This window comes from Pseudomonas sp. H26/SER47-MNA-CIBAN-0231 (genome assembly GCF_040310465.1).
GTDB lineage: Bacteria > Pseudomonadota > Gammaproteobacteria > Pseudomonadales > Pseudomonadaceae > Aquipseudomonas > Aquipseudomonas atacamensis.
Genome location: NZ_JBEOPW010000004.1, coordinates 51,247 through 77,100 on the forward strand (window position 1 = coordinate 51,247; position 25,854 = coordinate 77,100).

Annotated in this window: 19 protein-coding genes; 13 read left to right on the top strand and 6 right to left on the bottom strand. The window is 60.5% G+C overall.

What is annotated here, in order from left to right; genetic code table 11:
- Positions 1 to 12: 12 nt before the first annotated feature.
- The 9 genes from pilW to AAEZ10_RS07830 all read left to right on the top strand — a co-directional run bounded on the left by pilW (position 13) and on the right by AAEZ10_RS07830 (position 9,979).
- Complete coding sequence (gene pilW / locus AAEZ10_RS07790; protein ID WP_073473307.1) at positions 13 to 771, top strand: type IV pilus biogenesis/stability protein PilW; 759 nt, start codon at positions 13 to 15, stop codon at positions 769 to 771.
- Positions 771 to 1,790 carry a RodZ domain-containing protein gene (locus AAEZ10_RS07795; protein WP_350568669.1) on the top strand — a complete coding sequence of 340 codons (1,020 nt, stop codon included), beginning with the start codon at positions 771 to 773 and terminating at the stop codon, positions 1,788 to 1,790. The genes pilW and AAEZ10_RS07795 overlap by 1 nt, the downstream gene beginning before the upstream one ends.
- 3 nt (positions 1,791 to 1,793) lie before the next feature.
- Positions 1,794 to 2,903 (top strand): flavodoxin-dependent (E)-4-hydroxy-3-methylbut-2-enyl-diphosphate synthase, encoded by a 1,110-nt coding sequence (ispG, locus tag AAEZ10_RS07800; RefSeq protein ID WP_350568671.1) that lies wholly within the window; start codon positions 1,794 to 1,796, stop codon positions 2,901 to 2,903.
- A gap of 22 nt (positions 2,904 to 2,925) precedes the next feature.
- Positions 2,926 to 4,215 (top strand): histidine--tRNA ligase, encoded by a 1,290-nt coding sequence (hisS, locus tag AAEZ10_RS07805; protein ID WP_350568673.1) that lies wholly within the window; start codon positions 2,926 to 2,928, stop codon positions 4,213 to 4,215.
- Between the two features lie 41 nt (positions 4,216 to 4,256).
- Positions 4,257 to 4,898 carry a tetratricopeptide repeat protein gene (locus tag AAEZ10_RS07810; protein ID WP_056790153.1) on the top strand — a complete coding sequence of 214 codons (642 nt, stop codon included), beginning with the start codon at positions 4,257 to 4,259 and terminating at the stop codon, positions 4,896 to 4,898.
- Complete coding sequence (gene bamB / locus AAEZ10_RS07815) at positions 4,891 to 6,042, top strand: outer membrane protein assembly factor BamB (RefSeq protein WP_051600540.1); 1,152 nt, start codon at positions 4,891 to 4,893, stop codon at positions 6,040 to 6,042. Before AAEZ10_RS07810 ends, bamB begins: the two co-directional genes overlap by 8 nt.
- A gap of 135 nt (positions 6,043 to 6,177) precedes the next feature.
- Positions 6,178 to 7,650: a ribosome biogenesis GTPase Der gene (gene der, locus AAEZ10_RS07820; RefSeq protein ID WP_024014210.1), complete on the top strand. Its 1,473-nt coding sequence runs from the start codon at positions 6,178 to 6,180 to the stop codon at positions 7,648 to 7,650.
- Positions 7,651 to 8,051: 401 nt separating this feature from the next.
- Complete coding sequence (locus AAEZ10_RS07825) at positions 8,052 to 9,200, top strand: pyridoxal phosphate-dependent aminotransferase (RefSeq protein WP_243242051.1); 1,149 nt, start codon at positions 8,052 to 8,054, stop codon at positions 9,198 to 9,200.
- On the top strand, positions 9,188 to 9,979 hold the full coding sequence (locus tag AAEZ10_RS07830) for an amidohydrolase (RefSeq protein ID WP_073473299.1): 792 nt from the start codon (positions 9,188 to 9,190) through the stop codon (positions 9,977 to 9,979). Before AAEZ10_RS07825 ends, AAEZ10_RS07830 begins: the two co-directional genes overlap by 13 nt.
- A gap of 178 nt (positions 9,980 to 10,157) precedes the next feature.
- Here AAEZ10_RS07830 and leuA read toward each other — a convergent pair whose 3' ends face one another.
- From leuA to xseA, 3 genes are all read right to left on the bottom strand, one after another.
- A complete protein-coding gene (leuA, locus tag AAEZ10_RS07835) occupies positions 10,158 to 11,837 on the bottom strand; it encodes a 2-isopropylmalate synthase (RefSeq protein WP_016773339.1) in 1,680 nt (559 codons plus the stop codon).
- A gap of 463 nt (positions 11,838 to 12,300) precedes the next feature.
- Positions 12,301 to 13,122, bottom strand: coding sequence for a peptidoglycan DD-metalloendopeptidase family protein (locus AAEZ10_RS07840; protein WP_056790148.1), 822 nt, complete (start codon positions 13,120 to 13,122; stop codon positions 12,301 to 12,303).
- Positions 13,123 to 13,125: 3 nt separating this feature from the next.
- Positions 13,126 to 14,505, bottom strand: a complete 1,380-nt coding sequence (xseA, locus tag AAEZ10_RS07845) for an exodeoxyribonuclease VII large subunit (protein ID WP_110646203.1) — start codon at positions 14,503 to 14,505, stop codon at positions 13,126 to 13,128.
- A 220-nt stretch (positions 14,506 to 14,725) separates the two neighbouring features.
- Here xseA and AAEZ10_RS07850 point away from each other — a divergent pair, with 220 nt between their 5' ends.
- From AAEZ10_RS07850 to guaA, 4 genes are all read left to right on the top strand, one after another.
- Entirely contained in the window at positions 14,726 to 15,493 is a 768-nt protein-coding gene (locus tag AAEZ10_RS07850) for a sulfite exporter TauE/SafE family protein (protein ID WP_350568678.1), read from the top strand.
- Between the two features lie 135 nt (positions 15,494 to 15,628).
- Positions 15,629 to 16,177 (top strand): hypothetical protein, encoded by a 549-nt coding sequence (locus AAEZ10_RS07855; protein ID WP_016773342.1) that lies wholly within the window; start codon positions 15,629 to 15,631, stop codon positions 16,175 to 16,177.
- A gap of 105 nt (positions 16,178 to 16,282) precedes the next feature.
- A complete protein-coding gene (gene guaB, locus AAEZ10_RS07860) occupies positions 16,283 to 17,752 on the top strand; it encodes an IMP dehydrogenase (RefSeq protein WP_016773343.1) in 1,470 nt (489 codons plus the stop codon).
- Positions 17,753 to 17,832: 80 nt separating this feature from the next.
- A complete protein-coding gene (gene guaA, locus AAEZ10_RS07865; protein ID WP_016773344.1) occupies positions 17,833 to 19,410 on the top strand; it encodes a glutamine-hydrolyzing GMP synthase in 1,578 nt (525 codons plus the stop codon).
- Positions 19,411 to 19,487: 77 nt separating this feature from the next.
- Here guaA and AAEZ10_RS07870 read toward each other — a convergent pair whose 3' ends face one another.
- The 3 genes from AAEZ10_RS07870 to treR form a co-directional block, all read right to left on the bottom strand.
- Positions 19,488 to 22,616, bottom strand: a complete 3,129-nt coding sequence (locus AAEZ10_RS07870) for a membrane-targeted effector domain-containing toxin (protein WP_350568681.1) — start codon at positions 22,614 to 22,616, stop codon at positions 19,488 to 19,490.
- Positions 22,617 to 22,732: 116 nt separating this feature from the next.
- Positions 22,733 to 24,943: a TerD family protein gene (locus tag AAEZ10_RS07875; protein ID WP_350568683.1), complete on the bottom strand. Its 2,211-nt coding sequence runs from the start codon at positions 24,941 to 24,943 to the stop codon at positions 22,733 to 22,735.
- A gap of 83 nt (positions 24,944 to 25,026) precedes the next feature.
- Positions 25,027 to 25,731: a trehalose operon repressor gene (gene treR, locus AAEZ10_RS07880; RefSeq protein ID WP_016773346.1), complete on the bottom strand. Its 705-nt coding sequence runs from the start codon at positions 25,729 to 25,731 to the stop codon at positions 25,027 to 25,029.
- Between the last annotated feature and the right edge of the window lie 123 nt (positions 25,732 to 25,854).

A 25,854-nucleotide genomic window follows, 5' to 3' on the forward strand; every position in this document is an offset into this window, starting at 1 on the left:
GAGAGGATCTCTATGTCCCTGCGCTTTGCGCTGCTGTTGCTGTTGGCCAGCCTGTGTGCTGGTTGTGTCCTGTCGGGTGACTACAACCCGATGAAGACCAGCAAGGGCCGCGATGAAGCGCGGGCTGCCTACGTTCAGCTGGGGCTGGGCTACCTGCAGCAGGGCATGACCGAGCGCGCCAAGGTGCCATTGAAGAAAGCGCTGGAGCTGGACGGTTCCGACCCTGACGCCAATGCGGCCCTCGGTCTGGTGTTTCAGGCCGAGATGGAGCCGGCACTTGCCGACGAGCACTTTCGCAAGGCCTTGTCCTCACGTCCCACCGATGCACGCATCCTCAACAACTACGGCAGTTTTCTCTACGAAGAACAGCGCTACAAGGAAGCCTACGAGCGTTTTGAACAAGCGGCCGCCGATACCCTGTATCCTGAGCGCTCGCGGGTCTTCGAAAACCTCGGCATGACCGCCGCCAAGCTTGGCCAGCGTGATCTGGCCCAGCAACAGCTGGAAAAGGCGCTGCGCCTGAACCGCCAACAACCGCGCGCATTGCTGGAAATGGCTGAGTTGTCCTTCGAAGACAGGCATTATGTGCCCGCGCGTGACTATTACGACCGTTTCAGCCAGCTCACCGAACAAAATGCACGTAGTCTATTGCTCGGCGTTCGGCTGGCTAAAGTGTTTGAAGATCGCGACAAGGCAGCCAGTTACGGTCTGCAATTAAAACGACTCTATCCCGGTACGCCGGAATATCAGCAATACCTGTCGGAGCAATGATGAAAGCGGCGCATCCCGAAGTTGTAGCAGCGAATCGCGTAAATCCCGGTGAGACCCTGCGCCAGGCCCGCGAAAGCAATGGCTGGTCGCTGGCCGAAGTGGCCCTCAAGCTCAACCTCACCGTGACGTCCCTGAGCAATCTTGAAGCCGGAGCTTTCGACAAGCTGCCGGGGCATACCTTCGCTCGCGGTTACATTCGCGCCTATGCCAAATTGCTCGGCATGGACCAGACCGTTCTGGTTCAGCAGTTCGACCAGTCCACCGGCACCGACTCCCAGGGCAGCAACGTTCACGCCCTCGGTCGTATCGAAGAGCCGGTGCGGGTTTCCCACACCATTTTGCGTATCGTCAGCCTGTTGCTGCTGATCGCGGTCATCGGCGGCGGTTTCGTCTGGTGGCAGGATCAGACCTCGCAGCGCACCCGCGATCTGACCAGCCTCGCGCCGGAACACGTCGAAGTCGAAGGCGCGGACGGCACCACGCAGATCCACCCGATCGACGAGCCGGAAGATCAGGCTGTCGCCGAAAATCAGGCCGACAGTTCGACAACGCTGGCCTTGCCGCAGTCGGAAACCAGTGCTGAATCGACCGGCGCCGAATCTGCTGCCCCAGCTACCGAGCCAACTGCGCCGGCAGTTGCGCCAAGCGCTCCGGCACAGACGCCTGCGCCAGTGGTGGCGGCTCCGGCCACTCCAGCGCCGAATGTCCCAGCGACACCTGCCCCGACCGCGCCGGTTGCTCAAGCGCCAAGCGCTGAAGCAACTGCTCCGGTTGTCGGCGAAGGCCAGGTGCACTTGCAGTTCACCGGCGATTGCTGGGCACAGGTGACCGATGGCCGTGGCAAAGTGATTTTCAGTGGTCTGAAGCATAAAGGCGACAGCGTGAGCGTTTCCGGCAAACCGCCGCTCAATGTGCGTCTGGGCGTTGCCCGCGCAGCACAGGTCAGCTACAACGGCCAACCGGTCGATATCGCTCCGTTCACCAGTGGCGAGACTGCTCGCCTGAAGTTGGGTCAATAAGTCATGCACGGCGAATCTCCAATCAAACGTCGCGAATCGCGCAAGATCTGGGTCGGCAACGTACCGGTGGGCGGCGACGCGCCGATCGCTGTGCAGAGCATGACCAACAGCGATACCAATGATGTTGCCGCGACCGTGGCGCAGATCAATCGTCTGGAAGCCGCCGGCGTCGACATCGTTCGCGTCTCGGTGCCGGACATGGACGCCGCCGAGGCGTTCGGCAAGATCAAGCAACTGGTCAAAGTGCCGTTGGTGGCTGACATCCACTTCGACTACAAAATCGCCTTGCGCGTGGCCGAACTGGGTGTGGATTGCCTGCGTATCAATCCGGGCAACATCGGTCGTGAAGATCGTGTGCGTGCAGTGGTCGATGCGGCGCGTGATCGCGGCATTCCGATCCGCATCGGCGTCAATGCCGGTTCGCTGGAAAAAGACCTGCAAAAGAAATACGGCGAGCCGACCCCGGCGGCGCTGGTCGAGTCCGCTTTGCGCCACGTTGAACATCTTGAACGCTTGAATTTCCAGGACTTCAAGGTCAGCGTTAAGGCCTCCGACGTGTTCATGGCCGTCGAAGCGTACCGTTTGCTGGCGAAAGAAATCGTCCAGCCGCTGCACCTCGGCATCACTGAAGCTGGCGGTTTGCGTTCGGGCACGGTGAAATCCGCCGTGGGCCTAGGTATGCTGCTCGCCGAAGGGATTGGCGATACTATCCGCATCTCGCTGGCGGCCGACCCGGTCGAGGAAGTGAAGGTCGGTTACGACATTCTCAAGTCTTTGCATCTGCGTTCCCGTGGCATCAACTTCATCGCCTGCCCGAGCTGCTCGCGGCAGAACTTCGATGTGGTCAAGACCATGAACGAGCTGGAAGGGCGCCTTGAAGACCTGCTGGTGCCGCTGCATGTCGCGGTCATCGGTTGCGTGGTCAACGGCCCCGGCGAAGCCAAGGAAGCCCATATCGGCTTGACCGGCGGCACGCCCAACCTGATTTACATCGACGGCAAGCCGTCGCAGAAGCTGACGAATGACAATCTGGTGGACGAGCTGGAAAAGCTGATCCGCCAGAAAGCGGCCGAAAAGGTCGAAGCTGACGCTGCCGTTATCGCGCGCGGCTGATCGAACGAATTAAGGAAATTTTGTGAGCAAGTCTCTGCAAGCCATTCGTGGCATGAACGACATCCTGCCCGAACAGACCCCGCTGTGGCGTTATTTCGAAGGCACCGTGGCGCGTCTGCTGGATAACTATGGTTACAAGCAGATCCGCATGCCGATCGTCGAGTTCACCGAGCTGTTCAAGCGCTCGATCGGCGAAGTCACCGATATCGTCGAAAAAGAGATGTACACCTTCGAAGACCGCAACGGTGATTCCCTGACCCTGCGTCCGGAAGGCACTGCGGCCTGCGTGCGCGCAGTGCTCGAACACGGCATCACCGGCGGTGGTCAGGTGCAGAAACTCTGGTACATCGGCCCGATGTTCCGCCACGAGCGTCCGCAGAAAGGCCGTTATCGCCAGTTCCACCAGATCGGTCTGGAGGTGTTCAACCTCGATGGTCCGGACATCGACGCCGAGCTGATCATCATGACCTGGCGCCTGTGGGGCGAGCTGGGCATCCGTGATGCGGTCAAGCTCGAACTCAACAGCCTCGGCACCAGCGAATCCCGTAGTCGCTATCGTGAAGCGCTGGTCGAGTACCTCTCGGCGCACCACGACAAGCTCGACGAGGACAGCCAGCGTCGTCTGAAAACCAACCCGCTGCGCGTGCTCGACACGAAAAATGCCGACACCCAGGCCGTGCTGGTCGATGCGCCGAAAATGGCCGATTACCTCGACGACGAGTCCCGCGCTCACTTCGAAGGCCTGAAGGCGCGTCTGGATGCCGTTGGCATTCCTTACGTGCTCAATCCGAAACTGGTGCGTGGCCTCGATTACTACAGCAAAACCGTTTTCGAATGGGTCACCGACAAGCTCGGCGCCCAGGGCACCGTGTGCGCGGGCGGCCGTTACGACGGTCTGGTCGAGCAGATGGGCGGCAAGCCAACCCCGGGCGTCGGTTTCGCCATGGGCATCGAGCGTCTGGTATTGATGCTCGAAACCCTTGAGCAGATCCCGCAGGAAATTTCCCGTCAGGTCGACGTCTACCTCTGCGCCTTCGGTGAAGAAGCCGAGCTGGCCGGTCTGGCCCTGGCCGAACGGGTTCGCGATGAACTTCCAAACCTGCGCCTGCAAGTCAATGCCGGCGCCGGCAGTTTCAAAAGCCAGTTCAAGAAGGCCGACAAGAGCGGTGCGCTGTACGCATTGATCCTCGGTGACGACGAAATGGCCCAGCAAGTGGTAGGTTTCAAACCCCTGCGTGGCCAGGGCGAACAACAAAGCATTGCCTGGGATGCGCTCGCCGCTCACCTGGCCACCTGCGTCGTGCAGGGTTGAAGCTGTCTTAACAGCCGATTTAGCGATTAAGGAGTATTGGGGTGTCGAGTACCGAAGACGAACAGTTGGCGGATTTGAAGGACTGGTGGACACGCAACGGCAAACCTCTGGTCACCGGCGGCCTGTTGGCGCTGGTCATCGTGTTCGGCTGGCAGGCCTGGCACAAATATCAGAGCAACCAGTCGCAAGGCGCCTCGGTGCTCTATCAGCAATTGCTGGAAACCACGCTGACGCCTGACGGCAAGCCTGATGCCGCCCGCGTTGCGGACCTGGCCGGCAAGCTCAACAGCGAATACGGCGGTTCGGCCTACGCGCAGTACGGCAGCCTGTTCGTCGCCAAAGTAGCGGTCGACAGCGGCAAGCTGGACGACGCGGCGACCGAACTCAAAGCCATCGTCGACAAACCGGCCAACCCGGCGCTGGGCGAAATCGCCCGTCAGCGTCTGGCGCAGGTGCTGGGCGCGCAGGACAAGGCCGAAGACGCCCTGAAACTGCTCGACGGCGATGCCGACAAAGCGTTCCTGGCCACTCGCGAAGAACTCAAGGGCGACCTGCTGGTGCGCTTGGGCCGTACCGATGACGCGAACAAGGCGTATCAAAAAGCCAAGGCGGCACTGTCGGATGAAGCGGCGGTCGGTGGCCTTCAAATCAAGCTCGACGACCTGGCCAAAGGGGATGCGTGACGTGATCCGTTGGAAGCATGCAGCATTGCTGGCTCTGGCCCTTCTGGCCGCGGGTTGCAGCAGCAACAGCAAGAAAGAATTGCCACCGGCCGAACTGACCGACTTCAAAGAAGAAGTCGTTCTGCAGAAGCAGTGGAGCCGCTCGATCGGTGACGGTCAGGGCGAAACCTACAACATGCTGGTGCCGGCGATCGACGGTGACACCATCTATGCCGCCGATGTTACCGGTGTCGTAATGGCCATGGATCGCAGCAATGGCGACGTGAAGTGGGACCAGGATCTGGAACTGCCTGTCTCCGGCGCCGTTGGCGTGGGTTACGGTCTGGTACTGATCGGTACCCTGCGTGGCGAAGTCGTCGCTCTGGACACCAGCAACGGTGAAGAGAAGTGGCGTGCCCGCGTCAACAGTGAAGTCCTCGCGCCGCCGGCCAACAATGGCGACGTGGTAGTGGTGCAGACCCAGGACGATCGTCTGATCGGTCTGGACGCTGCCACCGGCAACCAGCGCTGGGTGTATGACAGCACCCCGGCGGTCCTGACCCTGCGTGGCACCAGTGCTCCGCTGGTGACCAACCGTCTGGCCGTAGCTGGCCTGTCGACCGGTAAAGTGGTCGCGCTGGACATCTCCAACGGCGTGCCGGTGTGGGAACAACGCATCGCCATTCCACAAGGTCGTTCGGAACTGGAGCGCGTGGTCGACATCGACGGCGGTCTGCTGCTGTCCGGCGGTACGCTGTACGTGGCCAGCTATCAGGGTCGCGTTGCGGCACTGGACCTGGAAAGCGGTCGTCAACTGTGGCAGCGCGATGCGTCGAGCTATGCCGGTATCGCTCAAGGTTTCGGCAGCGTCTACGTGAGCCTGTCTTCGGGCACCGTTGAAGGCGTCGACGAGCGTTCCACCACCGCACTGTGGAGCAACGACTCGCTGGCTCGCCGTCAACTGTCGGCACCGGAAGTGTTCTCCAGCTACGTAGCTGTGGGTGATCTGGAAGGTTATCTGCATCTGCTGAGTCAGGTCGACGGTCGTTTCGTCGGCCGTGAGCGCATCGACAGCGACGGCCTGCGTGCCCGTCCGCTGGTGGTGGGCGACACGATTTATGTGTATGGCAACAGCGGCAAACTGGAAGCCCTGACCATCAAGTAACAACTATGCTTGGGGTTCATCCCCAAGCGGCCCTGCATCAGCAGGGTTTGCAGCGCCCCCGGGTGTTGCCCCGAGCACCAGCCGCTGCCTCGCAGCGGCTTTTGTATTTTCTGAAATAACGAAGTGGAGAGCCGCATGGTTCCCGTAATCGCCTTGGTGGGCCGACCGAACGTCGGCAAGTCCACCTTGTTCAACCGCCTGACCAGGACTCGTGACGCCATCGTCGGCGACCTGTCCGGTCTGACCCGTGATCGCCAGTACGGTGAGGCCAAGTGGCAAGGGCGTTCCTACATTCTGATCGACACCGGCGGTATCTCCGGTGACGAACATGGTATGGACGAAAAAATGGCCGAGCAGTCGCTGCTGGCCATCGAAGAAGCCGATGTGGTGCTGTTTCTGGTAGATGCCAAGGCCGGTTTTACCGCTGCCGACCAGATGATCGCCGAGCATTTGCGCAAACGTAACAAGCGTTCCCACGTGGTCGCCAACAAGGTCGACAACATCGACCCGGAAATGGCCCGCGCCGAATTCGCCCCGCTGGGCATGGGCCACGCGATCCCGATCGCCGGCGCCCACGGCCGTGGCATCACGCAATTGCTGGAAGCCGCTCTGAGCGAATTCCCGCGCGATGATGACGAGCCGGCTGAAGGTGAAGAGGAAGAAGTCGTTGCCGAAGGCGAGGAAGCCAAGCGCATTCCTGGTCCGAGCGAAAAAGACGGGATCAAGATCGCCATCATCGGTCGTCCGAACGTCGGCAAGTCGACCCTGGTCAACCGCATGCTCGGTGAAGATCGGGTCATCGTGTATGACCAGCCGGGCACCACCCGCGACAGCATCTACATTCCGTTCGAGCGCAATGAAGAGAAGTACACGCTGATCGACACTGCCGGTGTGCGCAAGCGCGGCAAGATCCACGAAGAAGTCGAAAAATTCTCCGTGGTCAAAACCCTGCAGGCGATCAAAGACGCCAACGTGGTGATCTTCGTGATGGACGCCCGCGAGGGTGTGGTCGATCACGACCTGAACCTGCTGGGCTTCGCGATCGAATCCGGTCGTGCGCTGGTCATCGCGATCAACAAGTGGGACGGCATGACGCCGAGCGAGCGCGACTTCGTCAAAGTCGAGCTGCAACGCCGGCTGTTCTTCGTCGACTACGCCGACATTCACTTCATCTCGGCCCTGCACGGCACGGGCGTGGGCAACCTCTACGCCTCGGTGCAGAACTCGTTCAAGTCCGCGGTTACCCGCTGGCCGACCAACCGTCTCACCCAGATTCTGGAAGATGCGGTGGGCGAGCACGCGCCACCGATGGTTAACAACCGCCGGATCAAGCTGCGTTACGCTCACTTGGGTGGTGCGAACCCGCCGATCATCGTGATCCACGGTAACCAGATCGAGAAAGTGCCGAAGTCGTATGTGCGCTATCTGGAAAACACTTACCGTCGTGTACTCAAGCTGGTCGGTACGCCGATCCGCATCGAGTTCAAGGGCGGCGAGAACCCGTACGAAGGCAACAAGAACACGCTGACCGACCGCCAGGTCAACAAGAAGCGTCGCTTGATGTCGCACAACAAGAAAGCCAGCAAGAAGCGCCGCGACAAGAAGTGATCCGAGGCCCTGCACAATTTTGTGTGGGGCTTTTGTGGCGAGGGGATTTATCCCCGATGGGCTGCGCAGCAGCCCCAAAACCTGTGTCCGCGGTGTATCAGTCAAACCGCATTCAACGGGTTTGCGACTGCTTCGCAGCCGGAACGGGGATAAATCCCCTCGCCACAGGATTGATCGTTCCCACGCTCCGCGTGGGAATGCATCCCGTGACGCTCCGCGTCACAAAACGAGGGACGCAGAGCGTCCGTGGCGGCATTCCCACGCAGAGCATGGGAACGATCGGTCATTGTTGAATCAAAGAAGGGCGCCGTTTGGCGCCCTTTTTTTATGGGCGCCGGATGGGCTATCCTCGGGCTCTCCCGCGCCGTCGTCAGAGCCGGGTGTTGAGCAGAGAACCCCCGATGATCACCAGCAAGCTGCCGAATGTCGGCATCACTATTTTCACGCAGATGTCTCAGCTCGCGGCGCAGACCGGCGCGATCAACCTGTCCCAGGGTTTCCCGGATTTCGACGGCCCGCAGTCGTTGCGTGATGCGGTCGGGCGGCATATCGCCAGTGGCCATAACCAGTATTCACCGATGATCGGATTGCCGGCGTTGCGTCAGCAGATCGCGGCCAAGATCGCCCGCAGCTACGGCGTGACTGTTGATGCCGATCATGAAGTGACGGTAACGCCCGGCGCGACCCAGGCGATCTTCTGCGCGATTCAGGCAGTGATTCACAGCGGCGATGAAGTCATCGTCTTCGATCCGTGCTACGACAGCTACGCACCGGCAACGGAGCTGGCGGGTGGTCGTTGCGTGCATGTGCAACTGAATCCGGACGATTTCTCCATCGATTTCGATCAACTCGCAGCGGCCCTCAGTCCGCGCACGAAAATGATCGTCATCAACACCCCGCACAACCCTAGCGGCGCGTTGATCAGCCGCGACGAGCTCGAGCAACTGGCGGCATTGATCCGCGATCGCGACATCTATCTGATCAGCGACGAAGTCTACGAGCACTTGGTCTTCGACGGCGTGCCGCATGTCAGCGTGCTGGCCCATGAAGAGCTGTATCAGCGCGCGTTCGTGGTCAGCTCGTTCGGCAAGACGTACCACGTCACCGGCTGGAAAACCGGCTATGTCGTCGCTCCGCCAGCGCTGACGGCCGAATTGCGCAAGGTGCATCAGTACGTCAGTTTCTGTGGCGTCACACCGCTGCAATACGCGCTGGCCGATTACATGGCCGAGCACCCGGAGCACGTTGAAGAGCTGCCGGGTTTCTATCAGGCCAAGCGCGATCTGTTCTGCGATCTGCTCGCGCCGTCGCGCTTCAGTTTTACCCGAGTCACCGGCACCTATTTCCAATTGGTCGATTATTCGCAGATCCGTCCGGATCTGAACGATGTCGACATGGCCATGTGGATGACTCGCGAGCACGGTGTCGCGAGCATTCCGGTGTCGGTGTTCTACCAGAATCCACCGCAGGGCCAGCGCCTGATACGCCTGTGCTTTGCCAAACGCGAGGAGACGCTGCGTGAAGCGGCGGCGAAACTATGCGTGATCTGAGTGCATTGCCAGACCTGACCCTGGCGCTGATCCAGACCAGCCTGGCCTGGCACGACCGCCGGGCCAACCTCGAGCATTTCGAGCTGCTGCTGGAGCAGGCCCGGGGCGCCGATCTGATCATCCTGCCGGAGATGTTCACCACCGGTTTTTCCATGGAGTCGGAAACCCTCGCTGAAGCCGAAAACGGCCCGACCAGCAAATGGCTGCGGGCGCAGGCGGCCAAGTTCGATGCGGTCATCACTGGCAGCGTGATCATTCAGGCGGCCGACGGCAGCCATCGCAACCGCTTGCTCTGGGCGCGGCCCGACGGCGAAGTGCTGCATTACGACAAGCGTCACCTGTTTCGTATGGCCGGCGAGCACAACCATTACACGCCCGGCGAGCGGCAGGTGCAGTTCGAGCTCAAGGGTTGGCGGATTCGTCCGCTGATCTGCTACGACCTGCGCTTCCCGGTGTGGAGCCGCGATGCGCAGGACACCGATTTGCTGCTGTATACCGCGAACTGGCCGGGCGCACGGCGTCTGCACTGGAACCGCCTGCTGCCGGCACGAGCGATTGAAAATCTCTGCTACGTGGCAGCGGTAAATCGGGTGGGCAGCGATGGCAAAGGCTTCGCCTATACCGGCGACAGTCAGGTGCTGGATTTCCAGGGCGAGACGTTGCTGGCGGCGGGGGAGGCGGATGGCGTGTTCAAGGTGATTGTGGAAGCGGCGCCGTTGGCGGCGTATCGCGAGCGCTTTCCGGCGAACCTGGATGCCGACACTTTCGAGTTCACCTAACGCAGCCGATCATTCCCACGCTCTGCGTGGGAATGCAGCCCGTGACGCTCCGCTTCACTGGACGCGGAGCGTCCCTTGAGGCATTCCCACGCGGAGCATGGGAACGATCGCATCCTTTGATCTACAAAAAAAGGCCCCGGAGCTCACACTCCGGGGCCTTTCGCATTTCAGCGGTCGATTACGCCGCCTTCGCCTCTGGCTGGCTCAGCGAGCGGTTCAGCGCGCTGAACAGTGCCTTGAAACTCGCCGTGGTGATGTTTTCATCGATACCCACGCCGTGCACCGCACGTTCACCGTTCACCCGCAGTTCGATGTAGGCCGCTGCTTTGGCATTGGTGCCCGCGCCGATTGCGTGTTCGTTGTAGTCCATGATTTCCACCGGAATCGGCAGGCCGGCGACCAGGGCTTCCAGCGCGCCGTTGCCCTTGCCGCGCCAGTGCAGGTTGGTTTCGCCCTGACCTTTGCTTGCCACCTCGACTTCGACGGCGCTGTTGCCGTTCTCTTCCTGCAAACGATGGCTGACCAGCGCATACGGAGTGTTGGCCTGCAGGTATTCGCTGATCAACAGCGAGTGAATCTGCTTGGCGGTCATCTCCAGGCCCAGGCGATCGGTCTCACGCTGTACGACCTGGCTGAACTCGATCTGCATGCGACGCGGCAGGCTGATGCCGTATTCCTGCTCCAGCAAGTAAGCGATGCCGCCCTTGCCCGACTGGCTGTTGACGCGGATCACCGCCTCGTAGCTGCGACCAATGTCGGCCGGGTCGATCGGCAGGTACGGCACTTCCCACAGGGTGTCCGGTTTCTGCTGGGCGAAGCCCTTGCGGATCGCATCCTGGTGCGAGCCGGAGAACGCGGTGTGCACCAGGTCGCCAACGTACGGATGACGCGGGTGCACCTGGATCTGGTTGCACTCTTCGACGACTTTGCGCACGCCGTCGATGTCGGAGAAGTCCAGCTCAGGGTCGACGCCCTGGGTGTACATGTTCAGCGCGACGGTGACGAGGTCAACGTTACCGGTGCGCTCGCCGTTGCCGAACAGGCAGCCTTCGACGCGATCGGCGCCGGCCATCAGGCCCAGCTCTGTAGCCGCGACGCCAGTGCCACGGTCGTTATGGGTGTGCAGACTGATGATCACGCTGTCACGGCGGTTGATGTTGCGGCCGAACCACTCGATCTGGTCGGCGTAAACGTTCGGCGTCGCGCATTCAACCGTGGCCGGCAGGTTGAGGATCATCTTGTGCTCAGGCGTCGGGTTCCACACCTCGATCACGGCGTCGCAGACTTCCTTGGCGAATTCCAGCTCGGTAGCGCTGAAGGTTTCCGGCGAGTATTCGAAGGTCCACTCGGTTTCCGGCTGCATGGCTGCGTATTTGACGAACAGCTTGGCAGCGTTGACCGCGATGGCCTTGATGCCGTCCTTGTCCTGGTTGAAGACGATGCGACGGAAAGAAGGCGAGGTGGCGTTGTACAGGTGAACGATGGCTTTCTTCGCCCCGCGCAGGGATTCGAAGGTGCGCTCGATCAGGTCTTCACGGCCTTGGGTCAGTACCTGAATGGTGGTGTCGTCGGGGATGTGGCCTTCTTCGATCAGCGTGCGCACGAAGTCGAAGTCGGTTTGCGACGCGGCGGGGAACGATGCTTCGATTTCCTTCACACCGACTTGCACCAGGGTTTTCCAGAAGCGCAGCTTCTTCGCCGCGTCCATTGGCTCGATCAGCGACTGGTTGCCGTCACGCAGGTCGGAGCTGCACCAGATCGGCGCGGCATCGATGGTCTTCGACGGCCAAGTGCGATCCGGCAGGTTGATGACGGGAAACGCGCGGTATTTCGAAGACGGGTCTTTGAGCATGCTCATCGGGAAATTCCTTGTTGTCTGGGCCGAAAAGAGGCGGCCTGCCGGTTGAACGAATGTTCTTGGAAAAGCGTGGGACGAGGCGCAGCGATTCAGCCTGGCAGTCGTGCGCTGACGAGGCACAGGCTGCGGTGCTGGCGAAGCTGAATGAGGGTGTGAGAGGTTTTCATGGCTTCAACCCTAACCGCGAGGGGAAAGGATGGCAAGCAGTCGGAAAAAATTGAGAGGAATACCCGGAAAGCGGGATTTTGCGCGATTTTATTGTGCTTAAGTCAGTACATGTTGTTGATGTTTGCGTGAGGGTAGATTGAGGCGCAATTGAGAGCGGTCGGGTGCCAGCGGTATTTGTAGGTTGGATAGGCCGCCTTCGCGAGCAAGCTCGCTCCCACATTGGATTGCATTCATAAACAAATCCCTGTGGGAGCGAGCTTGCTCGCGAAGAGGCCATCAGCCCTGTTGAATTTGTTTAAGGTTGAAAAGCACCAATGAAAATCGCCGGATCCACCCGCGCATCGTTCAGGCTGACGTTCCAGTGCATATGCGGCCCGGTTGCCCGGCCAGTCGCACCGACTTTGCCGACCACCGCGCCACGGGCCAGTTGCTGGCCGTTCTTCACGTCGATCTTCGACATATGGCAGAACATGCTGATAAAGCCCTGGCCATGGTCAACGAACACCGTGTTGCCGTTGAAGAAGTAATTGCCGATCAGAATCACCTTGCCCGCCGCCGGGGTCTTGATCGGCGTGCCCGCGGGCACTGCGAAATCGAGACCGGCATGAGGATTACGTTCTTCGCCATTGAAGAAACGACGCACGCCAAACTTGCTCGACAGCGGCCCGTTGACCGGTTTGTCCAGCAGCAGATTGCTCGGCGTGTTCGGGCTGAAACTGCGGTAAGCCGCGATCTGTTCCGCCAGTTCGCCTTCAATGCGCTTGAGGTTGTCGGCGTTCGGATTGACCTGCTGTTTGTTCTTCAGGGTGATGTGCTGTTCCGGATATTTCTTGCTCCCCACGGTGAAGGGCAGATTGCGCCCGCCACTGCTGATCTGCTGCGCGCCAGGCTTGACCGTTAGCGGCACGCCGACGATCGCCAGCCAGTTGTTCTGCTCCTTGACCACCAGCACCGGTTTGCCCTGATAAGTAGCTTTCGGCGCCTGCGCGGCAGTGCCCAGATTCACCACGGCGACGCCGCCCGGCACCGGTTTGTTCAACAGCCGGGTGATGTAACTGTCAGCGTGGGCGTTGAAGGTCAGGCAGAGCAACAGCAGCGGAGCGAGAAAACGCGGCATGGATCAGTCCAGTAAAGAGAGGGTGACGGGCGTCAGGTGATTGTCCTCGACGCGCACTTGCAGTTCGCCTTCGCCGAGTTTGGCTTTCAGGCGCTGGCCGGTGTGGGTCTGCGCAGCGTTGCGGATCGCGTGGCCACGCTCGTCGAGCAGGATGCTGTAACCCCGGCCGAGAGTCGCCAACGGGCTGACCACGTGCAGGGTCTGCATCTGACTGTGCAATTGCTGCCGACGCTGTCTCAGAGCATCGCGCATGGCCCGGGGCAGGCGCTCGGCGAGGCTGTCGAGGCGCTGGCGAAGCATCGCCAGTTGGCGTCCCGGATGTTGCCCGGCGAGACGGGTTTCCAGACGGATCAGGCGTTCGCGGCGGGTATTGAGATGGCGTTCGAAGGCCCGGCGCATGCGCATGTCCAGATCATCCAGACGCTGAGCCTGCTGACGCAGACGTTCGCCGGGATGCCGCAACCGTCGGGCCATGCCTTCCAGACGCAGGCGATCACGCATCAAGCGGTCACGCATGCGCATCACCAGACGCCGGTGCAGGCTCTCGACCTGACGGATCAGATGGCTGGAATCCGGAGCGAGCAGTTCGGCGGCGGCCGAGGGCGTCGGTGCGCGGACGTCGGCGACAAAATCGCTGATCGAAACATCGGTTTCATGGCCGACGGCGCTGACTATCGGTGTGACACAGGCATCGACCGCGCGCGCCACCGCTTCCTCGTTGAAGCACCAGAGGTCTTCCAGCGAGCCGCCGCCACGGGCGAGGATCAGCGCGTCAAAGCCACGGGCATCGGCCATTTTCAGCGCGCGGACGATTTGCGCGGTGGCCTCGCGGCCCTGTACGGCGGTCGGAATCAGGGTCAGTTGCACCTGCGGCGCACGGCGGCGGAATACGCTGATGATGTCGCGAATTACCGCGCCGGTCGGCGAGCTGATGATGCCGATGCGCTGTGGATGCGCGGGCAGCGGCACTTTGCGTTCGGCACTGAACAGGCCTTCGGCGCTGAGCTTTTCCTTCAGCGCATCGAAGGCCAGACGCAGCGCGCCGTCACCGGCCGGCTCAACGGTGTCGAGGATCAGCTGATAGTCGCCACGGCCTTCGAACAGCGAAACCTTGCCCCGCACCTTGACCGCCAGACCGTCCTTCAGCGCTTGGCGCACGCGGGCGGCGTTCTGCCGGAACAACGCGCAACGCACCTGCGCGCCGCTGTCCTTGAGGGTGAAGTAGACGTGGCCGGACGCCGGGCGTGCGAGGTTGGAGATTTCGCCTTCGACCCAGATGTTGCTGAACACGTCTTCAAGCAACACCCGCGCGCGGCCGTTGAGCTGGCTGACGGTCAGGACTTCACGGTCCAGGCCAAGTCTTGCAAAGGGATCTTTAATCATGGGGCGCAGTTTAAAGGCATTTGCCCGCCAATCACCATGACACCCACACAAAACCCTGCGGGAGCGAGCCTGCTCGCGAAAGCATTGTGTCAGCGGACAACAACGGGGAATGACACCCCGCATTCGCGAGCAGGCTCGCTCCCACATGGGATCAATTCATATCTGGTCGTGCCGCCCGCTACTGGCTACAGTCAGCGCGGTCTTATAAAGGATGCGGACGATGAGCGTGATGGAGCTGTTGGGGGCGTGGTCGTGGGGCGCGGGCGGTTGGGCGGTCATCGGGGTGGCCATCGCCTTGGCCTACATCGTATTCGGCATCGCCGGTTTCGGCACGGCGCTGGTCGCGGGGCCGATGCTGATCCTGTTCATGCCACTGTCGAAAATCGTGCCGCTGCTGGTGCTGCTGGATTTCGTCGCGGCATTCGGCAATCTGCTGCCCTCGCGGCGCGACGTCGCCAAGCCGGAATTGCTCAGGCTGCTGCCGTGCATGGCAATCGGCTGCACGCTGGGGGTGATCTTCCTGCTGAATCTGAAATCCGATCTGTTGCTGCTGTTGATGGGGCTGTTTATCAGTGCCTATGCGGTTTACAGCCTGTGGGTGAAAGCGCGGCCGGCACAGTTGTCGGCAGCGTGGGCGGTGCCGATGGGCACAGTGGGCGGTTTGTTCGGCGCGTTGTTTGGCAGTGGCGGCTTTCTTTACGCGATCTATCTGAACAGCCGTTTACCCAAGGAGGCAGCGCGGGCCACGCAAAGTGCGTTGATCAGTTGCAGCACCGTGGTGCGCTTGAGTCTGTTTGTCATCGCCGGTGTGTATGCCGAGCTACCCTTGTTGATGCTGGCGCTGTGTCTGTTGCCGGCGATGGCGCTGGGCTTGTGGATCGGCCGGCGGCTGAGCATGAGATTGTCGCGCGAGGCGTTTGTGCGGCTGGTGACTTGGCTGGTGCTGGCCAGCGGCATCGCGTTGATCATGCGCTATTTCAGCACTTGACCGGATTTCGTCAGGGATTAAGCTGCCGGCCTTCAGGGCCTCTTCGCGAGCAAGCTCGCTCCCACATTGGCATGCAATCTCTGTGGGAGCGAGCTTGCTCGCGAAGGCGTCAGAAGTCACACCGCAGGATTTCCCATGAACTCGCAAAGCATCATCGTCCCGAAAATCTCCACCCTGCCGGTGCACGAGCCCCGGGCGCGGGCGATCGTGCGCTGGCTGGTGCGCAAGAACATCATCGAAGAACAGCTGACCACCTGCGGCCGCACCGGCAACCGTATGGCCCACGCCATCGCTGATGGTGCTCGCGCCGTGGTGCTGTACCCCGAAGCGCTGCCGTTCGGCGAGCCGATCAATGGCCTGGAGATCGTCACCAAACGCTGCATCTACACCCCGGCCAAAGGCTTTCTCGAAGAGGCTGGTTGCGCCGAGTGCCGCCGCGAAGTGGGCGAGGCGCTGTTCGAAAGTCTTGAAGACTGGTTTCCAGGGCGCACCGACAATTTCACCTGCCCGGAGTGCGGGCACGAGGACGACATCAACGGCTTCCTGTTTCTGCAGGAATGCGCGTTTTCCAACCTCGGCTTCATTTTCAACAATTGGCTGGAGGCGGGGTTCAAGCAGAGCTTTATCGACGAGTTCGCCGATTGGCTCGATCAACCTGTCTCTTGGGTCAAGGTGGAGCTGTAGGGCCGGGCTTTTCCATCTATCAATTAGGCTGAGTTTTACATTGAACAGCAGGGGGTGTCTGACTATAATGGCGCGCTTCCATTTTCCCGCTCGGGAGCCCCCGCGATGCTGCGTATCAGCCAAGAAGCTCTGACATTCGACGACATTCTCCTAGTGCCCGGTTATTCCGAGGTGCTTCCCAACGAAGTCAGTCTCAAGACCCGTCTTACCCGTGGCATCGAACTGAATATTCCTCTGGTTTCTGCCGCCATGGACACCGTTACTGAAGCCCGTCTGGCAATCGCCATGGCTCAGGAAGGTGGCATCGGCATTATCCACAAGAACATGACCATCGAGCAGCAAGCTGCCGAAGTGCGCAAGGTCAAGAAGTTCGAAGCCGGTGTGGTCAAGGATCCCATCACCATCGAGGCCGATGCCACGGTGCGTGATCTGTTCGAACTGACCCGTCTGCACAACATTTCCGGCGTTCCGGTCCTGCACGATGGCGACCTGGTCGGCATCGTCACCTCCCGCGACGTACGTTTCGAAAACCGTCTGGAAGCCACTGTCCGCGAAGTGATGACGCCTAAAGAGCGTCTGGTCACGGTCAAGGAAGGCGCCGACAAGAATGACGTCCGTGAACTGCTGCACAAGCACCGCATCGAGCGCGTGCTGATCGTCGACGACAAATTCGCCCTCAAAGGCATGATGACCGTCAACGACATCGAAAAAGCCAAAGCCTATCCGCTGGCCAGCAAGGACGATCAAGGTCGTCTGCGCGTCGGCGCTGCGGTCGGCACCGGTAAAGACACCGGCGATCGCGTGACTGCACTGGTCAATGCCGGCGTGGACGTGGTGGTGGTCGACACCGCACACGGTCACTCCAAAGGCGTGATCGACCGCGTACGCTGGGTCAAAGAGAACTTCCCTGAAGTGCAGGTGATCGGCGGCAACATCGCCACCGGCGCTGCCGCCAAGGCCCTGGCCGAAGCGGGCGCCGACGCAGTCAAGGTCGGTATCGGCCCTGGCTCGATCTGCACCACCCGTATCGTCGCCGGTGTCGGTGTGCCGCAAATCAGTGCCATCGCCAACGTCGCCGCCGCCCTTGAAGGCACCGGCGTGCCGTTGATCGCCGACGGCGGTATCCGTTTCTCCGGTGACCTGTCCAAGGCCATCGTGGCCGGTGCGTCCTGCGTGATGATGGGCTCGATGTTCGCCGGTACCGAAGAGGCCCCGGGCGAGATCGAACTGTTCCAGGGCCGTTCGTACAAGGCTTATCGCGGCATGGGTTCGCTGGGCGCCATGTCCCAGGCCCAGGGCTCGTCCGACCGTTACTTCCAGGACTCCTCGGCAGGCGCCGAGAAACTGGTTCCGGAAGGCATCGAAGGCCGTGTGCCGTACAAAGGCACCCTGAGCGCGATCATTCACCAGTTGATGGGCGGCCTGCGTTCCTCGATGGGTTACACCGGCAGCGCCAACATCGAAGAAATGCGTACCAAGCCCGAGTTCGTGCGGATCACCGGTGCCGGCATGGCCGAGTCCCACGTTCACGACGTGCAGATCACCAAGGAAGCGCCGAACTACCGCGTAGGTTGAGGCTTCCAGCAAAACGTTAAATCACCGGGGCTGTTCATTCAGCCCCGAGTTGTTTCTGATTCACTACATGAGAATGAGTCATGGCCCTCGACATTCACGCTCACCGCATCCTGATCCTCGACTTCGGTTCGCAATACACCCAGCTGATTGCCCGCCGCGTGCGCGAGATCGGCGTGTACTGCGAACTGCACCCGTTCGACATGGACGAAGATGCGATCCGCGAATTCGCCCCTAAAGGCGTCATCCTCGCCGGCGGCCCCGAGTCCGTGCACGAAGCCAACAGCCCGCGCTGCCCGCAGGCGGTGTTCGACCTGGGCGTTCCGGTATTCGGCATCTGCTACGGCATGCAGACCATGGCCGAGCAACTGGGCGGCAAGGTGGAAGGTTCCGAACTGCGTGAGTTCGGTTACGCCCGCGTTGACGTGGTCGGCAAGAGCCGCCTGCTCGACGGCATCGAAGACCACATCGACGCCGACGGCCTGTTCGGCCTCGACGTTTGGATGAGCCACGGTGACAAAGTCACCAAGATGCCGGAAGACTTCCACATCCTCGCCAGCACCCCAAGCTGCCCGATCGCCGGTATGTTCAACGACGACCGCGCTTACTACGGCGTGCAGTTCCACCCGGAAGTGACCCACACCAAGCAGGGCGGTCGCATCCTGTCGCGCTTCGTCCTCGACATCTGCGGCTGTGAAGCCCTGTGGACGCCGTCGAAGATCGCTGAAGACGCCATCGCCAACATCCGCGCCCAGGTCGGCACCGACAACGTGCTGCTGGGCCTGTCCGGCGGCGTTGACTCCTCGGTGGTTGCCGCGCTGCTGCACAAGGCCATCGGCGATCAGCTGACCTGCGTCTTCGTCGACAACGGCCTGCTGCGTCTGCACGAAGGCGAGCAAGTGATGGCCATGTTCGCCGAAAACATGGGCGTCAAGGTGATCCGCGCCAATGCTGAGGAGCAGTTCCTCAACAACCTGGCCGGCGAAGCCGACCCGGAGAAGAAGCGCAAGATCATCGGCCGCACTTTCATCGACGTGTTCGATGCCGAATCGTGCAAGCTGGACAACATCAAGTACCTGGCTCAGGGCACGATCTACCCGGACGTGATCGAGTCGGCTGGCGCGAAAAGCGGCAAGGCCCACGTGATCAAGTCGCACCACAACGTGGGCGGCCTGCCGGAAGAGATGAACCTGAAACTGGTCGAGCCCCTGCGCGAACTGTTCAAGGACGAAGTCCGTCGTCTGGGCCTGGAACTCGGCCTGCCGTACGACATGGTCTACCGTCACCCGTTCCCAGGCCCGGGCCTGGGCGTGCGCATCCTCGGTGAAGTGAAGAAGGAATACGCCGACCTGCTGCGTCGCGCCGACCACATCTTCATCGAAGAACTGCGCAAGGCCGACTGGTACCACAAGGTCAGCCAGGCGTTCGTAGTATTCCAGCCAGTCAAATCGGTCGGCGTGGTCGGTGACGGCCGCCGTTACGCCTGGGTCGTGGCCCTGCGCGCCGTGGAAACCATCGACTTCATGACTGCACGTTGGGCACATCTGCCTTACGAACTGCTGGAAACCGTTTCCGGCCGCATCATCAACGAAATCGAAGGCATCTCGCGCGTTACTTACGACGTGTCGAGCAAGCCGCCGGCGACGATTGAGTGGGAGTGATCCTGCTGCGGTCCGAATAACGAAAAACCCTTGGCGTGAAGCCAAGGGTTTTTTCGTTTCAGGACCCTGAAAACAGGTCAGGCGGGTAAACGACTTTGCAGGGTCATGCCGAGCTCGATCAGGCGCTCGGCTACTGCGGCGATGTCGCGGAATATCATGCCGGTGATGCGGCGCATCGACTGGTCCCAGATATAAAACCGGCCATCTGCGGTGCAATGCACCCTTGTTTGCACGATGTTGCTGGCGCTGTTGCGCCGCACGAGTGTGTATGTGCCGGGTGCTGTTTTTCGTATCACGAACATGCCATTGCGATGCAGAAGCTTTTCCAGCGTAGCGTCATTCCATGGCGGCACGGGGGCCTTGACCTGCAATCGCAGGTCAGCGAACAGAGGGTCGAAGGCGTTGCTAGTCGTCGCCCCGTTGTGAAACGGACCGCGAGCGACTTCCACGCCCGGGTCAATCCTGACGTCGGCTGCCTCGTCGGGCCAGACTTCTTCGATGCGCAAACCGATACCGCCCCTGAGTTCGCTTATGCCTGGCAGGTCCCTGAAGGTATTGGTGTTCGTGGCATCGACCAGAGCCACCCACTTGCCGGGTCTGTTGAGGAGCTTGTCACGCTCCATGATCTGCGTTGCCAGGCGGGTCTTGATCATCTGCTCTTCGATCGAAGTGAGTGGGACTTTCAGCGTGCAGGTTTGTGCTGCGTCCAGTCCATGGACGCGGACGCCATTGGCTTGGGCAGACCTGATCAATTCGAGCATGTTGAACCGGTTCTCAGGGTCGGTACCCAGGCTGGACAAATAGGTAGTGAGGTCCTCTGACATGTCTCCCGAAAGGTAGAAATGGTTGAGGTCATCCTGGGCGAAATCACTTAGCAATCCACGCACGTAGAGCGTTCTGATATGCCGCGCGAACGTTGGCATGTTCTCGATCATGAAGCGCATGCTGGCGATGCGATCGAGGGTTTCACCGACCGCCAGTCCATCGGTATTGGCAAACATCAGCTCTATCAGCTCTTCGATTTGCATCAAGGGATCGATTTGCGGAATGAGCGGCCGTCCCGGCAGATTTGTCCATTTCAGCTCTCGAAAGAATTCTCCGGCGTTGTTCAGCAGTGCTGTTCGTTGTTCGCTGAAATGCGCCTGGTAACGGTCGGTAGCCAGTAAATAACGGCGTCCAGCGCTTGTTGACTCGGCAGAAGCGTTGGGCAAGTTCATTGCCCATCTCCTCATTCCGGGTTTTTCCGTCTCTGAAATATCTTTGAGCGCCGTAACCAGACGCAGCGGGCACGGAACGCCTGGAAGAGGTTCGACGCGTGGCAGATCCACCGATGGTGTTGCCTCAGAAGGGCTCAAATCTGTCTCCGGCGCACACGCCTTGCCCACGCATTGGCCGCCTCCGCGCAGCCGCAGCGCAGGCATGCGCTCCCACTTGCCAGCGCTTCCCAGGCGGACCGGCAACGAATAAGCGAACTGGTTGGGGCGCTCGGGATCGATGATTGCCCAGTTGCCGCTGTCCTGCGAGTCGGCGAAGTAGCGCACGTAGTAGGCATCGCCATCCATTTCGATGGCATGGCCGGGCTCTTTGTCGAGGCGGTAAATGCCTTCGTATTTCCCCGGCGTCGCCTCTACGGAATGTTGCGCAAGTAACTCGTTGCATCGATAGCTGGCAGGTACTTGTGGAAACGTCGAACCTTGCCGTGTAGCAGGCGTATTCAGGGGCTCAGTGACGTCGACGAATGTCGCCCCGCTGGGGATCTCGTTTGCCAACTCGCTGCTTGCTTCTTCAGCCGCTGTGACGGGTGGCGGATCCACAGGTGGCAATAATCGCGTGTCAGCCGAGGCAAGCTCGACCAGCCCACGCATTTCTTCAGCCTCGGCATACTCGACCTGTGGTCCAACTTCCAGTTGCGCGCCGGTACCGATCAGGAACGGCACATTGAATACGGTTTCGATAGCGCTGAGCACCGCACCGATCACCCCGGCTCTACGTTCGGTCGCCGTAATGCCGTTGATCGCCTGATCGATGTTCAGCCCCATGTTCGCGACGCCGGCGCCGATCAAGGGCAAAGCCACAGGCCAGCCCACGGCCGCCATCGGGCCGAACACTTTCAGCCCGGCGCTCAGATACCCGGTCCAGAGTTTCTTGCGCAGGTCACTGTTGGACGTGAGCACCAGATGCGCCTCGGCAGCCATGCCCGAGCGAGTCGAATCGCTTAACCACGTGAAGGCGTCGCCGCTGATCGCAACGTTGCTGCGGTTGATCATCCGGTGATCGCTGTGGCCCCAAGTGCTCACCAGGCGGTTCATCAGATCAGTGATGTTCTCAGTGATGTGATTGCTATCAGCCAGCGAGAAGTGCTTCAGAAACAAAGAGCGTTTCTGCTCTGAATTCATCTGCTCAAGCAACCACCAGTGCAGATCCGCCGCAGTGTCCATCAACCGAAAGGCCTGGGCTTGTCCCGGCAGGTAAAGGGTCTGTCGGCCACTGTCTTCGACCAGACGCAGCACGTTGGTGGCGACGTGACCGTCCAGATCCAGCGTGCGCACCTGCGCGCCGACCGGGTACGTCGATCGGAGCATTTGCAGGGTTACCGGCCAGGTCACGGGGCCGATCAGCGAGGTGACGATGCGTTGAAAATCATTGCCGTCAACGTCCCCCTGTTGCAGCGCCTGCACCGCCTGACTGAGGAAGCTGCACTTGGCCATGGCGCGGAAATCTTCCGACGAGGTTTGCCAGAATTTGGCCAATTGATCGCTGTAATGCGTGCTGAAATCAACGGCCCAGAATGCCTTCAGCATATCGCTGCCAAGCAGTCGCACTTCGTTGCTCTGATTGAAATTCTCCGCGTCCGGGCCATCCGAGTAGAAGCCACAGTAAAGGCCCAGCAAATCTGCGTTGTCTTGATCGGTCGCACGAAATCGATGGATCACCAACTGCGTGAGGGTGAGCGTTTCATAAGGCTTTTCCAGCAAGTGTTCCCAACCGGTAAAGGTCAGCGTGCTGCTTTGCGCCGTTTTGAATCGATGGAAATAAACCTGGTCGGGATCGAGGCCGGATAGCCCTTTGTCGGTCAGCAGTTCGATCGCAACTTGCCTGGCCGCATCGAGCAGGCTCGGGCAGTTCTGCACAATGGTCGTGGCGATGGCTTTGAGGGCGGTTTTGTCCGCTGCGTTTGGCAGCAGACGACGTTCGGGAGCGGTCATGCAGGCGTTCATCCTTGAGACACAAAGGCCGAAGATGACCGATGTGCTCAAGGGGAGGGTGTTACTCGGCTATTGCGTGTTGTCCTTTTGAAAGTGAGCCAGTGCTTTCGCAGATATCAAAGATATTCAGACCGAATCAGATCCGTATCGAACGGAGTCAGACCTTGTTCAGGTGCGAACACCCTCTGCGCCTGCTCTGCAGAGGGCACTCGTTCGCCTCGTGCCCGCACATGTAAATCGAAAAGCGTGTGCAGATCCGGCCTTGGCGTATGCACCAGGGCGCGCAGCATCAACGAAACTCCGCTGAGGTTGTTGTCGACGTTGTTCCAGCGGGGCGATGAAGTCAGCCCCAGATCGGCCCAGATCATGCGTCGCTCCTCCAGGTCCATCACGAATGGCAGGCAGATACTCGTGTCGGAGGCGATATCGATGCGGTCGACCACGGAGCGAGGCTCGAACACTTCCCCCGATGCAGTGTCGGCACGGGCCATCCAGCCCGCGAAGCATTCAGGAAGGTCGCAATATGGCTGCCAGGTAAACGAATTAAGGGACGTGACGACATAGCGGACGCCTTTTTTGACGAGAACATCAAGGTCGAGGTCGATGAATTCGGAGGCGCCGTTGGGCGCGTCGACGATGTCGCCGCTGTGGTAACCGCCAAAACCTTTGAGGTTGTAATAGGCGACCGCTTCCTTGAAGACGAAGTCGGTGTCGAAGAAGGCGGCGGACAAGTCGATGTCCGTGCGGTCACGACCATTCTTCCACCACAGGAACAGGCGAATGAATCGCGTGTCCGGCATTGGCAACCGACTGCCGCGTACCAGTGTTCGCAGCGACTTCGCTGCGGCGCGCTGTGCCAGTGGCACCCGGTATTCGCGCAACGCCGGATCGATGAAACAACGCCCCAGTGGTGGCAGCAACGTGAAACGGGCGATCAGGGCGTTCTCGCAAACCTGTGCGGCACGTGCCAATACCTGCGGTGCGATCGACTCTCGACGATCAGCAGTGCCGAAGACTTTCGCCAGTGCTCCTTTAGGTGTGAACGCCCGCAAGGGCAGGGGGCGCGGGGCATTTACCTGGGCCAGCAATTGCAGCAGCACAGGTGAGGACACTTGCGCCGCGACAGCCGCAAAGGCGTCGAGCACCGCGTCCGGTTCTGCGGCACGCCGTAACATCACGTCCAGACGGCGCGCAAATTCTCCGGGACGATCCTGCAGCACCGGCGTAAGCGCGGCGATCTGGCGTTGGGCAAGCATGGTTTCGACACGCGACCCGAACGAGGCCGGCGGATCATTGCGTCGCGCTGCGGTGATGGCCGCGAATGCTCGCGGATACTTCTCAGCGTAATCGCCTGGATGCAGGACTTCGGCCAGGCGTTTCCAGCGTTCGGCCTGGCGCATCACATCTTCCGTAACGTTGGGCGTGCGGTCGAGCAGGCGCAACAGCTTGCGCCGCATCGAACGTTTCAGTTTGCGAAAGCGCGTCTGCGCTGTCGCCAGCGACACGTCTCCACCATGCAGTGTGATCGCCACGCGCAGCACGTCCGTTGCCGTTTCGACATTTTGCTCAAGGAATTCCTCGACCCGGGCATCGTCACCGATATGCAGGATCAGCGCGCCGCCGACCAGCGCGCGAATCTCGCGGAACGGGATGGTATCGGGCAGCAGACGGAACACGTCGTTTCTGTAAGTTCGGATAAACCAAGTGACATCCGCGGCTTCCTCTTCGGACAGCGAGGTGCGCGATGAGACCAGCGGCTCCAGCAATGCCTCGAACTCGCTGACACTTCCCGGTTCGATAACCCAATGGATGAAGTTGCCTTCAAGCATGGCTGGCCGAACCTGTTCGCTGGGTGGCAGGCGCCGAAGTGTGTGGTAGTGAATGACGGCGTTGAGATACAACTCCGCCTCTGTCGCTTCGAGGACCTGATGGGGGAAGTCAGGATAGAACGGTCGGTGATGTACATGAGCACCGCTGCGACGCCGCAGGACTCGAATGACTTCACGCAGCCAATTCTTGAGTTCGACCGCAGATAGCATGCCGATTCGCTCGATTAGCGGTTCAGAGAGTACATATCGAAACGCCGCGACTTCTTTGACCGCTGATGCGACCTGCGCGCGTGTGACTCCGCCAGAGCCGGCAGGGACGTGAAGTTTTGTACGGCGCCGCAGGAACAGCTCCTGATTCATCATGATTTCTTCCTTGGTCGCCGTTTCCAGTGAGCTGAAGCTCACCTGTGCAATCGATACGAAAACGCCTGCAATAAGCAGGCGCGGTGTGGAGAGCGGAACCCCTAGTTCATGGAGGATAGAAGGAAGGTATTCCATAGCCACGGCGGCATACTACCGGAGGTCATCGCGGCTTGTCAGCGAATCACATATTTTGAAATGGGCTCGCCTGTTGGCGAACGTCAGCGCCGCGCCACATCCGAAAAATAGAACTTGTCCAGCGTATGCCGCGATTCGGTGTATTCGAACTGGCGGCCGTCCTGCAGGAAGGTCTGGTTGCTGACCACGATGACATGGCTCTGGCCGTCGAGATCCAGGTGTTGTTGGTCGTCCTTGCTGGACGGCACGGCTTCGATGGTGCGCTGGGCGTAGGCGATCTGCAGTTGCAGGGTCTGTTCGATGTGGGCGTAGATCGAATGTTCGGCGATGTCTGCTGACAGGTCGGGGATCACGTCGCTGACGAAGTGGTTGATGTCGAGGATGACCCGTTTGCCGTCGATGCGCCGTACCCGCTTGATCCGGGTGATCGGGCTGCCGGGTTCGGCATTGATGTGTTCGAGCAGCGCACCTTCCAGCGGCACCTGACACATCTCGACCACTTCGGTGCTGACGTCGTTGCCCAGTCGCGGGTGGGTCTCCTGGAAGCTGACGATGCCGCCGAGCTGGAATTCGATCGGGTTGGTCGACAGCACGAACGCGCCTTTGCCGTGAATCTTCTGAGCGAAACCGCGCTCCTGCAATTGGTCGATAGCCTTGCGCACCGTGCCCCGGCTGGCCTGATAGGTGTCCATCAGTTCGGTTTCGGAAGGCAGCCGGGCGCCACGCTCCAGGCGCTGGGTGGTGATGCTGGCAAGCAAATCGCTGTAGATCTGGTTGTATTTGCTCATGGCTGGACTCTGTGCCGACGGTGCTCAAAACCCCGAACCTTAAGGGCAGGGTAGGGGTTTGTCCATGCGGACGAAGGAAAACATCTTAGGTCAGAGTAGGAAGAATCCGCGTTTTTCTGACGT

Excerpts from the sequence above, each read along its gene's own strand:
- AAEZ10_RS07840 (WP_056790148.1), bottom strand. The coding sequence starts at position 13,122 with ATGCCGCGTTTTCTCGCTCCGCTGCTGTTGCTCTGCCTGACCTTCAAC.
- AAEZ10_RS07850 (WP_350568678.1), top strand. The coding sequence starts at position 14,726 with ATGAGCGTGATGGAGCTGTTGGGGGCGTGGTCGTGGGGCGCGGGCGGT.
- AAEZ10_RS07875 (WP_350568683.1), bottom strand. The coding sequence starts at position 24,943 with ATGGAATACCTTCCTTCTATCCTCCATGAACTAGGGGTTCCGCTCTCC.
- guaA (WP_016773344.1), top strand. The coding sequence starts at position 17,833 with ATGGCCCTCGACATTCACGCTCACCGCATCCTGATCCTCGACTTCGGT.
- guaB (WP_016773343.1), top strand. The coding sequence starts at position 16,283 with ATGCTGCGTATCAGCCAAGAAGCTCTGACATTCGACGACATTCTCCTA.
- AAEZ10_RS07795 (WP_350568669.1), top strand. The coding sequence starts at position 771 with ATGAAAGCGGCGCATCCCGAAGTTGTAGCAGCGAATCGCGTAAATCCC.
- AAEZ10_RS07870 (WP_350568681.1), bottom strand. The coding sequence starts at position 22,616 with ATGACCGCTCCCGAACGTCGTCTGCTGCCAAACGCAGCGGACAAAACC.
- AAEZ10_RS07830 (WP_073473299.1), top strand. The coding sequence starts at position 9,188 with ATGCGTGATCTGAGTGCATTGCCAGACCTGACCCTGGCGCTGATCCAG.
- leuA (WP_016773339.1), bottom strand. The coding sequence starts at position 11,837 with ATGAGCATGCTCAAAGACCCGTCTTCGAAATACCGCGCGTTTCCCGTC.
- bamB (WP_051600540.1), top strand. The coding sequence starts at position 4,891 with ATGCGTGACGTGATCCGTTGGAAGCATGCAGCATTGCTGGCTCTGGCC.
- xseA (WP_110646203.1), bottom strand. The coding sequence starts at position 14,505 with ATGATTAAAGATCCCTTTGCAAGACTTGGCCTGGACCGTGAAGTCCTG.
- pilW (WP_073473307.1), top strand. The coding sequence starts at position 13 with ATGTCCCTGCGCTTTGCGCTGCTGTTGCTGTTGGCCAGCCTGTGTGCT.
- treR (WP_016773346.1), bottom strand. The coding sequence starts at position 25,731 with ATGAGCAAATACAACCAGATCTACAGCGATTTGCTTGCCAGCATCACC.
- der (WP_024014210.1), top strand. The coding sequence starts at position 6,178 with ATGGTTCCCGTAATCGCCTTGGTGGGCCGACCGAACGTCGGCAAGTCC.
- AAEZ10_RS07855 (WP_016773342.1), top strand. The coding sequence starts at position 15,629 with ATGAACTCGCAAAGCATCATCGTCCCGAAAATCTCCACCCTGCCGGTG.
- ispG (WP_350568671.1), top strand. The coding sequence starts at position 1,794 with ATGCACGGCGAATCTCCAATCAAACGTCGCGAATCGCGCAAGATCTGG.
- AAEZ10_RS07825 (WP_243242051.1), top strand. The coding sequence starts at position 8,052 with ATGATCACCAGCAAGCTGCCGAATGTCGGCATCACTATTTTCACGCAG.